This window comes from Variovorax paradoxus (genome assembly GCF_030811855.1).
GTDB lineage: Bacteria > Pseudomonadota > Gammaproteobacteria > Burkholderiales > Burkholderiaceae_C > Variovorax > Variovorax paradoxus_L.
This window is the reverse complement of record NZ_JAUSRN010000009.1, coordinates 235,098-249,522: the sequence shown is the minus strand read 5'-3', so window position 1 is coordinate 249,522 and position 14,425 is coordinate 235,098. Positions and strand designations below refer to the sequence as shown.

At 65.0% G+C, this 14,425-nt stretch carries 13 protein-coding genes and 2 tRNA genes; 4 read left to right on the top strand and 11 right to left on the bottom strand.

Going from position 1 to position 14,425, the window contains the following annotated elements:
• Positions 1–154 precede the first annotated feature (154 nt).
• Complete coding sequence (locus J2X92_RS18535; protein WP_307577514.1) at positions 155–421, bottom strand: flagellar biosynthetic protein FliQ; 267 nt, start codon at positions 419–421, stop codon at positions 155–157.
• 452 nt (positions 422–873) lie between these two features.
• On the opposite strand from J2X92_RS18535, the gene J2X92_RS18530 reads away from it, so the two are divergent.
• Both J2X92_RS18530 and J2X92_RS18525 read left to right on the top strand, forming a co-directional pair.
• Positions 874–1,089, top strand: coding sequence for a hypothetical protein (locus J2X92_RS18530; RefSeq protein ID WP_307577512.1), 216 nt, complete (start codon positions 874–876; stop codon positions 1,087–1,089).
• Between the two features lie 107 nt (positions 1,090–1,196).
• Positions 1,197–2,300 (top strand): SMP-30/gluconolactonase/LRE family protein, encoded by a 1,104-nt coding sequence (locus J2X92_RS18525; RefSeq protein WP_307577510.1) that lies wholly within the window; start codon positions 1,197–1,199, stop codon positions 2,298–2,300.
• A 23-nt stretch (positions 2,301–2,323) separates the two neighbouring features.
• Here the strand turns inward: J2X92_RS18525 and J2X92_RS18520 are convergent, their stop codons facing one another.
• Positions 2,324–4,570, bottom strand: a complete 2,247-nt coding sequence (locus J2X92_RS18520) for a LamG-like jellyroll fold domain-containing protein (protein ID WP_307577508.1) — start codon at positions 4,568–4,570, stop codon at positions 2,324–2,326.
• 288 nt (positions 4,571–4,858) lie between these two features.
• Here J2X92_RS18520 and J2X92_RS18515 point away from each other — a divergent pair, with 288 nt between their 5' ends.
• Positions 4,859–6,172, top strand: a complete 1,314-nt coding sequence (locus J2X92_RS18515) for a hypothetical protein (protein ID WP_307577506.1) — start codon at positions 4,859–4,861, stop codon at positions 6,170–6,172.
• On the opposite strand, the gene J2X92_RS18510 is transcribed toward J2X92_RS18515, so the two are convergent.
• On the bottom strand, positions 6,163–7,272 hold the full coding sequence (locus J2X92_RS18510; protein ID WP_307577504.1) for a mechanosensitive ion channel family protein: 1,110 nt from the start codon (positions 7,270–7,272) through the stop codon (positions 6,163–6,165). The two genes, J2X92_RS18515 and J2X92_RS18510, sit on opposite strands and share 10 nt — an antisense overlap.
• Before the next feature lie 284 nt (positions 7,273–7,556).
• Here J2X92_RS18510 and J2X92_RS18505 point away from each other — a divergent pair, with 284 nt between their 5' ends.
• The gene (locus tag J2X92_RS18505) at positions 7,557–7,826 is read left to right on the top strand and encodes a hypothetical protein (RefSeq protein ID WP_307577502.1); all 270 of its coding nucleotides are present in this window, start codon (positions 7,557–7,559) and stop codon (positions 7,824–7,826) included.
• Positions 7,827–7,834: 8 nt separating this feature from the next.
• Here the strand turns inward: J2X92_RS18505 and J2X92_RS18500 are convergent.
• The 8 genes from J2X92_RS18500 to rsmB form a co-directional block, all read right to left on the bottom strand.
• Positions 7,835–7,909 (bottom strand) — tRNA-Arg (locus J2X92_RS18500).
• Between the two features lie 18 nt (positions 7,910–7,927).
• The gene (locus J2X92_RS18495) at positions 7,928–8,311 is read right to left on the bottom strand and encodes a DUF427 domain-containing protein (RefSeq protein WP_307577500.1); all 384 of its coding nucleotides are present in this window, start codon (positions 8,309–8,311) and stop codon (positions 7,928–7,930) included.
• The gene (locus J2X92_RS18490) at positions 8,308–8,970 is read right to left on the bottom strand and encodes a dienelactone hydrolase family protein (protein WP_373424858.1); all 663 of its coding nucleotides are present in this window, start codon (positions 8,968–8,970) and stop codon (positions 8,308–8,310) included. The genes J2X92_RS18495 and J2X92_RS18490 overlap by 4 nt, the downstream gene beginning before the upstream one ends.
• A 222-nt stretch (positions 8,971–9,192) precedes the next feature.
• Positions 9,193–9,268, bottom strand: a tRNA-Phe gene (locus J2X92_RS18485).
• Positions 9,269–9,286: 18 nt separating this feature from the next.
• Positions 9,287–9,988 carry a response regulator gene (locus tag J2X92_RS18480; protein ID WP_307577496.1) on the bottom strand — a complete coding sequence of 234 codons (702 nt, stop codon included), beginning with the start codon at positions 9,986–9,988 and terminating at the stop codon, positions 9,287–9,289.
• A 91-nt stretch (positions 9,989–10,079) separates the two neighbouring features.
• The gene (locus tag J2X92_RS18475; protein ID WP_307577494.1) at positions 10,080–12,410 is read right to left on the bottom strand and encodes a sensor histidine kinase; all 2,331 of its coding nucleotides are present in this window, start codon (positions 12,408–12,410) and stop codon (positions 10,080–10,082) included.
• Entirely contained in the window at positions 12,407–13,054 is a 648-nt protein-coding gene (locus J2X92_RS18470; RefSeq protein ID WP_055801211.1) for a DUF4390 domain-containing protein, read from the bottom strand. The genes J2X92_RS18475 and J2X92_RS18470 overlap by 4 nt, the downstream gene beginning before the upstream one ends.
• Entirely contained in the window at positions 13,035–14,363 is a 1,329-nt protein-coding gene (gene rsmB, locus J2X92_RS18465; protein WP_307577530.1) for a 16S rRNA (cytosine(967)-C(5))-methyltransferase RsmB, read from the bottom strand. The genes J2X92_RS18470 and rsmB overlap by 20 nt, the downstream gene beginning before the upstream one ends.
• Positions 14,364–14,425: the final 62 nt, after the last annotated feature.

The following is a 14,425-nucleotide window of genomic DNA, read 5'->3' as shown; positions in this document are numbered from 1 at the left end:
TAGAACACCGGCGTCATGGCGAAGGTGGCGGCGATCCGCAAGGCCAGAAGGCCGGTGAAAGCCAACCATGCCGTAAAGCCGAACTCGGGCACCGCAGCAAGCAGGGCAGACACCGAATGTGATGGCAAGAAGTCCATATAAGGAGGCGCTCGATCTAGAACATCGAGGGAATTCCGCTCCACAACTGAACGGTGAACTGCGTCAATTTGCGCAGCATCCAAGGCCCCGCCAAAATCATCACTGCGCCAGCCGTAAGAAGCTTGGGGACGAATGTCAGCGACATTTCCTGCACCTGCGTCACAACCTGAAGCACGCTGATGGCAATGCCCACGAGCATGGTGAGCCCCAGCAGAGGAAAGCAAACCCAAAGCCCGGTCCAGAACAGATCCGACATCATCTTCAGAGCAAGATCCGCGTGCATGAAATTCTTTTGTCTGATCAAAGCTGGGCAGAACTTGTCTATGGCGTTTCAACCATCATTGCGATTTCGTTCATGCAAATAGCCAGAGGAACGATTCGTTGAGTATTCAAACTCGACGTTAGCCGTCGAACATTCAGATCTATGGCTGCGGATTGTGATGTTGCTCGGCAGCAATGAAAGTCAACAATAGTCAAACGCTTGGAATTACCTGCAGAAACCGCAACTTAGTTCTCAGCGCGGAGGTTGCGCTGTCTTCAGACTACCTCTTAAGAACTGGAAATTGAGCCGATCAGGCTCCACCACTCCGAATGGCGAGAGCAAAATCTCGGGGCCCAACGGTGCTGTGCTCAATGCTGTGAAGCTGTCATTTGCATTAGTCGCCGCGTATCTCATGCCATAGCATTCGAATTCCGCCTACAGACATCCCGCCCCCGCTTGGGCAAGTTGAGCGCATGACACACCCCATCGAACTCATCATCGAGGAGCCAGCCCTCGGTTCATATGTCTGGCGCCTGCTCGAAACGGACACGGAGGGAGCGAATCCCAAAGTGCTTCGCGACGCTTTCGACGCGGCTGACTCGTATGAAGCCGCGCTGGCAGCGGGACAGCGCGCGCTGCAGACTGAAATTCGACGACGCACTTCTTCCACCCAGACCCAGAACGCGTGACCCGGGCTGCAATGTCTCCGGTGTCCTCCTGTACGTAAGATCGGCCCTGCCCTTGCCTGTGAACACAGGCGAGCCGTACCTTTCCATACGACACAGGAGATCTACCGATGCAGAAGGGAAGCCATCATCGCCGCCAGTTCCTGAAGACCGCCGCGGGCTCCGGATTAGTGGCCCTCACGGGACTGACCGATGCGCAATCTTTTGACTTCAAGCCCAACCAGCGCTATCCGGATCCGTCGGTGCTGATCCTGGATCCGAGCTTTGCCAGGTACCGCATCTACAGCAGCACCATCGAGCAGGTGGGCACCGGCATGCGTTGGGCGGAGGGGCCGGTGTATTTTCCCGAGGGTGGCTACCTGCTGTGCAGCGACATCCCCAACAACCGGATCATGAAGTACGACGAGCGAACCGGCAGGTTCACGGTGCACAAGCAGAACGCCAACTTTGCCAACGGCAACACGCGTGATCGCCAGGGCCGCCTCGTCACCTGCGAGCACTCCGTCACGCGCCGCGTGGTGCGCACCGAGAAAGACGGCCGCATGACCGTGCTGGCCGACAGCTTCGAAGGCAAGAAGCTCAACGCACCCAACGACGTGGTCGTGAAGTCCGACGACACCGTGTGGTTCACCGACCCGACCTTCGGCATCAACGGCGAGTGGGAAGGCTCCAGGGCTACGCCGGAGCAAGCGACGACCAACGTCTATCGCATTGCAGCCGACGGCAAGCTCACCCCGGTCATCACCGATCTGGTGAACCCGAACGGCCTCGCGTTTTCTCCGGACGAGAAAAAACTCTACGTGGTCGAGTGGAAAGGCACGCCTCACCGCAGCATCTGGAGCTACGACGTGTCAGCCGACGGTACTAGCGTATCGAACAAGACCAAGCTGATCGATGCGGACGGGCCGGGTGCGCTCGACGGTTTTCGTGTCGACCGCGACGGCAACCTCTGGTGCGGCTGGGGCTTCAGTGGCGCGTTCGCGCCCGAGCCGACCGACATCGGCGGCGGCATGAAGGCCCACCTGCCGCTCGGAAGGTCGGAGGATTTCGACGGCGTGAAGGTCTTCAACCCGCAAGGCAAGCCGATCGGCTTCATCCGGCTTCCGGAGCGCTGCGCCAATCTCGAGTTCGGCGGGCCGAAGCGCAACCGACTCTACATGGCGAGCAGCCATTCGCTCTATGCGCTCTACGTAGAGGCGCACGGAGCGGTTTAGCAATAGCGCGCCGATGCGTTTCGCTACGCCGCCAGCGAGGCGATCTCTGACGCCATCAGCGCACCGTGGTAGATGCGGAAGTCATCGAGCCGGCCGCGCAGGAATGGATCGTTCGAATACTGCGAACGACCGAGAAAGTTCTGCGTGGTCTCGCCAAGATCGAACGGCGACAACGTCATCTGCGCATTGGTGCCGACCACCGCGCCATCGACGTACAGCGTGCCAAGCGAGCCGGACAAGGTCACGGCCACATGCACCCAGCGGCCGGTGGGCAGCGGCGACGAGCCCTCGATCACCTGGTTGTTGTAGCCGTGCACGGTGGTGATCGCATAGCGCACCACGCCGGCGCCGCTGCGTGGCGTCAGCATCATGTAGCGGCGCTGGCCGGAGCCGAAATCGAACACGCGCGACCATGTGGAAACGGCGTCCAGGTACACCCAGCATGCGATCGTGAAGTCGGCCAGGTTCTTCACCGGCGCCGCCGGAAGGCTGACGTAGTCCGCAGCGCTTGCCAGGCCGACGGCGCCGCCCTCGTGCCCCGCCACCCACGCCGAATTGCCCGCGAGTGTGCTGGCAGCAAAGCGGCCCGTTGCATCGACGGCCGAAGTGCCTTGCGCTTCGTCGAACTTGAGCTGCATCAGCAGCTCGGCCTTGATGGCGGCCCTTGCCTCCGTGGAAGGAGCGCTCTCGCCGCCCGCATTCACCGCCACCACAACGTAGTGCCACACCTCACCGGCGCTGACGGTACTGTCGGTGAAGGTGAGCGTGTCGGTGATGCCTGAGGTCACGGTTGTGTAGGGTCCGCCCGCAACGGCCGCGCGCTTGACGGTGTAGTTCAGCGCGCCGGTGCTGCCCCACCAGGACAAATCGACCTGCGCTGCGCGCACCCGCGCCGTGAGCCCGCTCGGCGCCACCAGCGTAGCGATCGGGTCGCGCGTGTAGGTGAGCGTTCCGAAGCCCAACTGGTCGCCGTTGCTGCCATCGTCTTCGGGGCGCATCTGGATGGCCTGCAGCAACGTGTAGGGCGTGGCAATGCCCAGCCGGTTCGCATAGTGGTTGTAGACACTTTCCCAGATGCCGCGCCGGTGCCCCTGGGCGCCGATCGACAGCACGCTCTGCGTTCCTTGCTTGTTGATGTTGGTGAAGAACGGCACGGTGTAGAAGTCGCCCGAGACGTCGCGAAGATTGGACTTGGCCACGTACTCGGCGCCGGCCAGAAAGCGGTTGTTCTCGTAGCTGTAGACGTCGTCGCCCTGGTTCCAGGCCATCTCGCAGAACACGCCCGCCAGGCCGATGCCCAGCGTGCAGTGCCCCTGGTCGCGGCCACTCTCCTGCCACTGCCCAAGGTAGCCCGGATGCACGTGATAGACCGCCTGCAGTCCGGCGCCGTTGCCCTGCCCGGTCTTGTAGTAGCCGAGCGCCTCGTCATAGAGGTCGGGCCGGTCGCACAGCACGCCGATGGCCAGGATCGAGGCCAGCGTGCATTGATCCCAGTTGGCCCAGTAATTGGTAATTTCAGCGCCGTTGTGGTTGACGAGGAAGTTGTGGTTGAGCGGATAGAACACCGTCAGCATCATGTTCTGGAAGCGCGCAAAGTCGCTTGCCGCCCAGCCCGGATAGGTGCGCATGATCTCGGCCGCGTTCGCGAACTGGTGGCCGTAGATGCCTGCCGCCAGGAAGCGGTCCGCATTGCCCTCGATCGACGTCAGCGTGGACGACCAGGCATTGAGGAAGACGACCGCCAGGTCGGCATAGCGCGTGTCCTGCGACACCTTCCAGCGCAGCGCCAGTTGGTAGGCCCGCGCGATGTCGATGTACATCTGCGCAAAGTTCTGGTTGTCTCCGCCGCGAATCACCGTTGCGAGCGGCCGCGGCGTGGCGCCGAGTTGCGAACGGCCATTGGCTTTCAACCTGTTCCAACCGTCGAGCCAGGGCTGCGCATTGACCGCGACCTTTGCGCGCATGCGTTCGAAGTCGGCCTCGGTGTGCAAGAGGCCAGGGTGCACGAACTTTCGCGACGTGGAGGGCGACGGTGCGGGAGCGGGCGTGTTTTCACCCGCGGAATCTGTAGCCGATGCGGGCGCAACAGCCGACGATGCCGATGGCGGCGCCGCGGCTACGGTGCCGAAGCCGCCTGCCGCTATCCCCCCGCCCCCTCCTCCTCCTCCGCCGCCACATGCGGTGGTGCCGAGCGCGGCCAGGCTCACCGCGCTGATGCAGAAGGCTCGTCGGTCCAGAGGAATGTTGCTTTCGCTGTCTTGTGGATGCATGTCGGGAATTGAAGTGGTTAGAAATTGTTACCGCAACATGCATGCCAATTGGCGGATGAAACCTTTTCCATTCATCGATCGAGCTTGCTGAGCGTGACGGCGCGCCGCGGGTGCGTCAGAAATGACAATCGGCGTCACATCGGCCCGCCGATTGGCGCAGGAATGTCACTTGGCGAAGCCAGGGGTAGAGTGAGCCTGCAGCTTCTGTCTCGAGCTTGAAATCGATTGCCACAATATCTCGACACGCTTCTTCTCGACGCCCTGCGCACTGCACCGCGCCGGTACCGCATGCCACCTTTGCCGGGCGATGCTGAAGCAGCCGCGGCAAGCGGCGCCGACGTCGCGCTCGCCTTTGCGATAGCAGCCGCTCGCCTTTCCAAAGAACGACGCCTGCCGCCATCCGCGCAGTCGCAAGAGATGTTCACCTGGGCGCTGGCGCAGTTGATCCGGCAGGCGCTCGCGATGGACGGCGGCGACCCGGCCTATCAGGCGATCGTGCTGCAGGCGCAAGAGGCGGCGGTTCACGAACACGTGAAGCTACGCAGAAAGCGTGCGGCCGATCAGCGCGCCGTGAGAACCGCGGCCAATTCGATCGCACATCCGGGAAAGCTGCGCCGCATGCCCACTGGCGCCGCGCGCGAGGCGCTCGCGCGGCTGCATGAGCTGGCGGCGGCGGGCTCCTGGGCAGCGCTGGCGGAGGCTCTCGATCGCGCGCTCGCGCAGGGCCTTACCGAACAGCCGGATTTGCGGGCGCCACTCGAAACCATGCTCTCCAGCCCGGCGCTGGCACGACTTCAACGCGGCGACGAGCTGCTTCGCTTCGATGCCGTGCAGCGCTACCAGGCCCTGTGCGAACGGCGTGGGCCATTGGCGGGCAGCCATGCGGCCGTCGCCGAAGGTCGCATGTCGGCTCGCGAAGGCGAGATGGCCGAGCAGGCGGGCGCCGAGGCATTCGGCAAGATGGCCGAGTTGCTGAATCGCCAGCGCGAAGGAGCAGCCGCCTATCGCGTGGTGCGCAGTCTTCGCACGCCGCGCGGGTTTCCGGGACCAGCGAACAAGGCCAAGGAAGAGTGGGACGCCGCCCTCTTGCGGAGTGACTCGGGCGCTGCCGCCGAGCTGGTTCTTCTGGCCGAGATCAAGGCGTCGCCCACTGCGGCAACATCCGATTTTCCTCGCCTGCTGCGCGGCCTGAGACGGCTCGCGCACGCAAGCGCCGATGCGGTCTACGCCTTTGCATCGGCCGATGGCGAGGCACGCATTCTCGGAGCCTCGCTTCGCGAACTCGAACCTGCCGGCCATTCACTGCCGCAGCACGTGATCTATTGCTGCTCGGCTGCGGCCGAACCACCTCCGCAGGTGCTGAGTGCGGCGAGCAAGGCCGTGCTGCTCGCCGAGCCCGCGAGCCTTGCCTTCGCGCAGCAGGTGGCGCGCGGCGAATCGCCGCCACATACCACTCTCGCTTCCGTATGGAATGAACTCCAGACCGCGCCGCGGCTGCGCTCTGCGCTGCATCAATACGAGACCGCGGCAAAAGCTCGGGCCGCGATGCTGCATCCCGACGATCTGCTGGCGGCCGTGGAGCGAAGCCTTGGTCAATCCTGAGTGGCCAGTTCCTTCGCCACGGCGCGGCGGCCCTCGCTGGGCGCAACGTACAAGGCCTGAGTCGGAATGGCGAGCTCCACGCCCAATGCATTGAACTCGCGCATCATCTGCAGGTTGAGGCGCTGCTGCTCGTCCATGTAGAGGCCGTAGTCCGGGCTCGTCACGAAGTAGACGACCTCGAAGTCGAGCGAGCTTTGGCCGAAGGCCTGGAAGTGCACGCGGTCCAGGCGCAGCGCAGGCCGCGATTCGATCAGCCGCTTCACGATGCCCGGGATGGCCTCCAGCTTCTCCGGAGCACTGCGATAGCTCATCCCAAACTTGAATGCAATGCGCCGTTCGTTCATGCGGCGATAGTTCTTCACCACCTGCTTGAGCAGGTCGGTGTTGCTGATTACGATCTGCTCCCCGGTCAGGCTGCGCAGGCGCGTGGTCTTAAGGCCGATGTGCTCCACCGTTCCGGACATGTCGCCGATGCCGATGGCATCGCCCACCTCGAAGGGCTTGTCGACTGCGATCGACAGCGACGCGAACAGGTCGCCCAGAATGTTCTGCACCGCCAGTGCGATGGCAACGCCGCCCACGCCAAGGCTGGCCACGAACGCGGTGATGTTCACGCCCAGATTCGACAGCACCGCCAGCAGCACCACCGCCCACAGCAGCGTGCGCAGCGACCACGACAAGAGCACCGCGGATGCGCTGACCTGCGTCATGCCCGCTGAACTGTGGCGCGACTCATAGCGGCGCAACCCCAGGCTGACGGCTTTGGTGAACCACAGGCCCGTCTGCAATGCGAGTGCAATGAACCACAGCTGCCCCACGCGCTGGTTCCAGCGCTCCGACAGATCGAGCATGCCAACGCCGACAAGCAGCGCCGCAAGCAGCAGGAACACGCGGTTGGTACTGCCGAGCACGTCGACCACCATGTCGTCGACACGGTTGCTGGTGTGCTGCGCAATTTTTCGCATGCGTTCGATCACGTAGCGCAGCACCAGCCGCATGGCAAGGTAGGCCGCGAGCGCCGCTGCGACGGCCAGCGCCAGATCGGCGGCAGGCAGCCCCAGGAGCGTTGCGTCGGAGAGGGCGGCGATCGTCTCTCTCATCCGCCGGTGGCCTTCTTCGCATCGATTGCGATGTGGGAGTCAGTCATGTCGGGGTCCTTGAAAGCATGTGTTTTGCAGAACGCTTTTTTTAGCAACCGCATGCCCGTCTTGCGTAAGCAAAGGCGCCGCCGTGGCGTGCGCACGTGCCGGGCATATGCCTTATGCCTCTGTCGGCGCTGTCTCTCCATGCGACCTCCGCTGCGCGCACACACGGCGTGTGCAGCGCGAGCTAGCTTGGTTTCAGGATGACAAGACACCCTCCCTGTCCGAAGGAGCCGCATTCCATGACCAGCAAACAGTTTCAAACACCGCACACGAAGCATCCCGCCGCGGAGGGCGAGACGCCGAAGGACCTGGCTTTCGAGCGCTTCACATCGCGCTATGTGGCGTGGAAAGAAGCGACCGTGGACTTCGAAGCCGCGGTCCGGCGGATGCGCAACGGTGACGCAGCCGCGCGCACCGAGGCGCAGGACATCGCGCGCGAACTGGCGCGGCTTCATCACGAGTTCATGGAATCGTCCCAGCCCTACTTCCAGGCAGCGAAGGAGAACTAGCCATCGGCTGGTCCCACCGCCAGGAATCGAACCTGGGTCTCGGCCTTCGGAGGGCCGCATTCTGTCCGTTGAACTACAGCGGAAAACGATGTCCCGGTGGCTCATCCCTTCGGGCGAATGTGGATCTCCGGAAACCTGTCGTCATAAAAGGCGATGCGGTCCTTCAGGGCCTTGTGTTCGTCGTAAGGGTGTTCATAGGTCCAGCCCGCATCATCGATCTGCCGTTCCCCCAGGCTCAGGCTGTAGTAGGTCGCATGGCCCTTGAACGGACATTCCGAAATGGTCTGCGAGCGCTTCAGCCTGTCCATGCGAACGTCGGTGCGCGGAAAGTAGTAGCGATCCGGAGACTTGTCTTCAACCACCTTGATGACGTCTCGCGAATTGGCGACGACGACGCCTTCGACCTCGACTTCCATGGGCTCTTGAAGCTGCTCCTCCCGCACCTGGTGATCGGGCCATTTGCGGTGTCCTGGCGATTTGCTCATTTCGCACTCCTGGGTTGTTCGAGATACTTCTTGAACCAGTCGCGTGCCAACACGGAAACGGCGCCGAGAGCGTCGGGCTCCTCGAACAGGTGGGTTGCGCCGGGCACGAGCGACAGCCGCTTCTCGCAGTTCAGCGCCGCGAGCGCTTGCCAGTTCATGTCGATCACCGGCCCATCACTGCCGCCGACGATCAACAGCGTGGGGGCCCGCACGCGCGCCAGCGCCGCCCCGGCGAGATCCGGCCGTCCGCCACGCGACACCACCGCATCGACCGTGTCGGGCCGCTCGGCGGCGGCCACCAGCGCGGCACCGGCACCGGTGCTGGCGCCGAAATAACCGATCCGCAGCGCCGCGGTTCTTTCATGCACGCGCAGCCAGTCGGTCAGCCCGACGAGCCGATCGGCCAAGAGGCCGATGTCGAAGCGCAGTTCGCGCGTGCGTTCATCCACGGCTTCTTCGTCGGAGGTCAGAAGATCGACCAGCATCGTCGCGAGCTTGGCGTCATTGAGCCGCTCGGCGACCTCCCGGTTGCGCGGACTGAAACGGCTGCTGCCGCTGCCGTGCGCGAACAGCACGATGCCGCGGGCCTCACCCGGCAAGCTCAGATCGGCTTCGAGCGAGACGGTGTTGACGCGGACTCGAAGCGTCTGCCGTTCGATGGGGCTGGCTTGGGGAGACATTGCGATCTTCTCGTGCGCGAAACAACTCTGCCTCGCACATGAGCCACTCTATTTTTCAGGCGCGCGCTTTCTGTAGGGTGATGCTCACATCGGCGTAGGTGAAGCGAACCGTTTCATCTTGAAAGAAGGCCAAGGCCGAACGGCAACAGCAAGCGCCAATGCAAAAAGCCCTTGATCCTGGGGGATCAAGGGCTTTGAATTTGGTGGCCTGGGGCGGAATCGAACCACCGACACGCGGATTTTCAATCCGCTGCTCTACCAACTGAGCTACCGGGCCTTGGTGTGCAGCCTTAAATTATACAGCGCTTCTGCGGCCTCTCGAAAGATCGACCCCAAGTTGTTTGAGCTTGCGATAAAGATGGGTCCGCTCGAGGCCTGTCTTCTCGGCGACGCGGGTCATCGAACCGTTCTCCATTGCCAGATGGAATTCGAAGTAGGCTTTTTCGAAACCGTCGCGCGCATCGCGCAGCGGACGGTCGAGGTCGAAGCTCTGGGTCGATTGCGGCCCGGCGTCTGGCACCGGCACTGCCGCCAGCGAGGCGAGCAGCAGGCTGTCGCCCGTGGTGGTGATGGCGGTCGAGGGGTTGACGCCCGCGGCCGGAGGCACGACCCCCGCGGCCGCACGCCTTGCGCTTTCGCGCGCAAGCCCCTGCTCCACGGCCTTGAGCAGCTTTTGCAGGGTGATGGGTTTTTCGAGGAATGCGAAGGCGCCGATGCGCGTGGCGTCGACCGCCGTGTCGATGGTGGCGTGGCCGCTCATCATGATGACGGGCATGCTCAAAAGGCCGGCGGTCGACCATTCCTTGAGCAGTGTGACGCCGTCGGTATCGGGCATCCAGATGTCGAGCAGCACGAGGTCGGGCCGTGCGCGCTGCCGCGCGGCGCGTGCCTCGGCGGCGTTTTCCGCGAGCTCCACGTTGTGGCCTTCGTCATTGAGAATTTCGAAGAGCAGGTCCCTAATACCCAGCTCGTCATCGACCACGAGAATGTTTGCCATGAGTGCTGCTTGTCTTGTGCGCTGGTATTTGAATGATGTGTATGGGTCCGCCAGCCTCTCCATCGCCTGGACGCGATGGATTCTTTCGCGCTCAGGCGGCGGAAGACTTCGAATCTTCGGTGTGAGCGGCCGCTGCCTGCGACGCGCCTGCCAGCGCGAATGATAGCGAGACTTGCGCCCCTGCTACAGCCCCATCGACAACACGGTTGGAAAGCTCGATGCGCGCGCCGTGTTCGTCGGCGATCTTCTTGACCACGGCCAGCCCCAGGCCGGTGCCTTTGGTCTTCGTGGTGACGTAGGGCTCGAAGGCGCGCTTGAGGATGTTTTCGGCAAAGCCTGGGCCGCTGTCTTGAACCGTGAGGCGCACGCGCTGGCCAGAATCGCCCAGGCGGGTGCGAACGACGACTTCGCCGGCCCGGCCGGTGCTGCTGGCGGCGGCCTCGGCGGCGTCCTGCGCGTTTTGCAACAGGTTGTGGATGACCTGGCGGATCTGCTGCGCGTCGCCGCGGATGGGCGGGCAGCGCTCGTCAAGCTCGGAGCGCAGCGCAATGGGGGCGTTGTCGGCGCCATAGAGCTGGAGCACGTCGACCAGCAGCGCATTGAGGTCGACGGGCTTGAGATCCGCCGCTGGCAGGCGGGCGTAGTCGCGGAACTCGTTGACCAGGCGCTTCATTGCGTCGACCTGGTCGACGATGGTCTTGACCGACTTCACCAGCACGGCCTGCTCGGGCGGAGCGACCTTGCCGGAAAGCTTCATCTCGAGCCGCTCGGCCGAAAGCTGGATGGGTGTCAGCGGGTTCTTGATTTCGTGCGCCAGCCGGCGTGCGACTTCGCCCCAGGCCTGTGCGCGCTGGGCCGAAACGATCTCGGAGATGTCGTCGAACACCAGCAGCCGCGCCGCACCGGGCAGCTCCGCACCGCGCGCGACGATATTGATGGCGCTGTCCTGTTGCGGCAGATCGATGCCGGTGGCGTGCAGCTCGAAAGCGTGCTGCCAGTGGTCGAGGCCGTGCTGCAGGCGCTCGACCTGGAATTCATCGAACTGCTGCTGCACGCTGTTGCCGAAGTCGGCCAGCCCGGGCACCTGGGCAAGCGGCATTCCTTCGTAGGCTGCCAGCGGCGCGCGCAGCACGCGGGTGGCGCCGGGATTGGTGGAGAGTATGGTGCCCTTGGCGTCGAGCACTATCACGCCCGAGGTCAGGTTGTCCAGAATGGTCTGCAGGTTGGCGCGAGCGGCGTCGAGCTGACCCATGGTTTTTTCGACCGCGCCGCGGGCGTCGGCCAGCTGCTGTGTCATGACGGCAAAGGAACGCGTGAGTCCGCCCAGCTCGTCTTTCCCCTGCAGCACGGTGGTCGGCCGCAAATCTCCGGCGGCCACCTGGCGAACGCCGTCGGCCAGCACGAGCAGCGGCCGCGCCAGCTGATTGCCGAACAGCACAGCCAGCAGAACGGCGCCGAACACGGCCAGGAACAGGCTCAGCGTGAGGGTGCCGATGTACATCCGCCGCAGGCCTTCGCGCGCCAGCGCCCGCTCCTGGTATTCGCGGTTGGCTTCCTGCACGGCGAGTGCATTGGCCACCACGGCGGGGGGCAGCGGCTGCGTGACTTGCAGGAAGCGCGGTGCGGTGTCGAAGTCGAAGCCCGGCCGCTGCACCATGGCCAGCGCGCGCACGCTGGCCGGAGGCAGAGTGGTGCCTGGGGGGGCCGTCTCGTCCAGGCCTTCGATGTGGGCGATGGCACGGTCGGCCCGTACCTGCCGCAGCTGCTGGCTGGTCGGGCGCTCAGGGTTGAGTTGGAAGCGCGAAGTGCCGGCGCTGGCCACGAGTTGGCCGGTGCCGGTCCAGAGCACCACGTCGGAAGCCTGGAGCTGGTCGCGGATGCGCTCCAGAACCAGGCCGGCGCTCGTGTCGGGCACCTGCACCAGCTGCGCGCTGGCCGCGCGCGTCTTGGCGGCCAGGTCGTCGGAGAGCGAATCGAGCGTGGCGCGGCCCAGGTTCAGGCCGGCGTCGAGCGCGCCTTCGACCTTGACGTCGAACCAGCTTTCGATCGACCGCGCGACGAACTGGTAGGACACCACGTAGACCAGCGCACCCGGCACCACGCCCACCAGCGCGAAGATGGCGGCCAGCTTGATGAGCAGCCGGCTGCCGAACTTGCCCTGGCGCAAACGCCGCAACAGGCGGAACGCGACCCAGCCGATCACCAGCACCAGCAGCACCGCCACCACCACGTTGATGCCGAAAAGACGCACGTAATAGCGCTCGTACAGGGCGCGGTTGTTGGTGGCTTGCGCCAGCAGGAACATCAACACGAGGCCAATGGCCGTGACCAGCGCGGCGCCAACGCCAACGGCCCAGCGCATGGCGCGTGCGCGGCGGGCGGCGGGAGTGGCCGCTGCGCCGCTGCGCGGCTTGGTGCTCACCGCTGTTTCTCCAGGGGCAGCTTGGCGCTGCGTTCGACGACGATGTTCCAGTCGGCCTGTCCGACCACGCCGATCTGGAACGGGCGCGGCAGCTGCGAAGTGTCGAGCCGGAAGCGGAACACCACCTGTTGCGCGGGCTCGTCGCCGATCTCGGCCGCATCGCCCAGCCGCAGCCGGCCGATGCGCTTGACGGCGTCCATGGCGTCGGCAAGGCTGTCGAAGTTCTGGTTCAGCGAGACGCCGAAGCCCGCGGCGCCGGTGATTGGCACGGGCGACACGTTGAGCCGCCAGCGGCGCGTGAGCGGCTGGTAGGCCAGCCGCATGTGGCGCGTGACCTGCGCCACCTTGCGGTCGGTCCAGTACCAGCGCTCGTGAAAAACCTCGGCCTCGGCCACGAAGTAGATGGCAATGCCCTTGTCGAGCACCTCCTCGACCAGCGATGGCAACTCGAACTGCACGGCCGCGGTGAGATAGATGCCGTCATCGGCCTGCTCCAGACGCATCTGGGTGACCGAGGCGGCGGCGCGCCCCTGCGCGGCCGCGGGAAGGGGCAGCCAGCTCAGCAGCAGCACGCAGGCCAGCAGCAGCGCCGCCAACACCGTGGCGCCGCGCGGCCCGCTGCGCTCAGCGCGGGCGTTTTTCAAGCAGGGCGTAGAAGAAGCCGTCGTGGTCACCTGAAGGATTGTCCGGGACGGCGCGGGCATTCGCCCCGCTTTGGGGAAGCAAATGGCCTGGCGACGCCTTCAATCGGGCGTCGGTGTTGTGCGCAAGAAACGCATCGATTTGTTGCGAGCCCTCCTCGCGGAACACCGAACAGGTGCAATAAAGCAGCCGGCCGCCGGGCCTGACCAGCGGCCAGAGCGCCGCCAGCAAGGCCGCCTGCTGGACCGCGAGCTGCGACGTGTCGCTCTCGCGCCGCAGCCAGCGCACGTCGGGGTGCCGCCGGACGATGCCCGACGCCGTGCAGGGCGCGTCGAGCAGGATGGCGTCGAAAGGCGTGCCGTCCCACCATGCGGACGGCCGGGCGGCGTCAGCCACCACCACCTTGGCGGCCAGACTGAGGCGGCCCAGGGTCTCGTCGATGCGCCGGCTGCGTACCGGGTCGACTTCGAGGGCCGTGACCTCGACGGCCTCCGGACCGGCAAACTCCAGCAGGTGCGCCGTCTTGCCGCCCGGGGCGGCGCAGGCATCGAGCACGCGCAGCGGCGCGGCGCCTGCCGCGGGAAGCATCCCTTCGAGCAGCAGCGGCGCCGCCATCTGCGCGGCTGCGTCCTGAACCGAGCATTCGCCGTCCGCGAAGCCCGGCAGCTGCTGAACCGGCCGGGCGCGCGCCAGCTGCAGGCCGGCGGATCCCACGCGTACCGCTGCCAAACCCACGGCTTCCAGCGCCAATTGGTAGGAAGCAACCGTGGTCTTCCGCAAATTGACACGCAGGGTCATCGGGGCGTGGGCGTTGTCGGCCGTGAGCACACGCTGCCAATCGCGCGGATGGTCGCGTTTGAGCCGCTCGATCCACCAGCGCGGATGGTTCCACTGCGCCACCGGCTCATGGTCGGTGGCGGCCACGAGCTCATCGCGCTCGCGCAGGAAGCGGCGCAAACAGGCATTGATGAAACTGGCTTGCGCCCGCGTGGCCGGATTGCGCTTTGCAGCCTCGACCGTCTGGTCGACCAGCGTGAAAGGCTCGTACGGGGCGTGCTGCGCATCCCAGGCCAGCGCCAATGCGGTGCACAGCAAGGCATCGGGCAGCGGCGGCGGCGTGCGCTTGGCAAGATGGCGGCGCAAAGCCTCGGCCCGGCCGAGCCAGCGCAGCACCTGGAAGCCGAGCGCTTGCACGCCCGGGCGCATGGCCGGCTCCACCGCTTCGAACGCGGCGGTGCCCGAGCTGCCGGCGCGAATCGACGCCAGCGCCGCGGCAGTCAGCTGCAGTTGGCGCCAGAGCGGGGGTTGCAGCAGCGGTGCGTTGCTGCCGCCTGGATGATCGGAAGATAGTTCTGGCAAGTTGAGGCGATGGT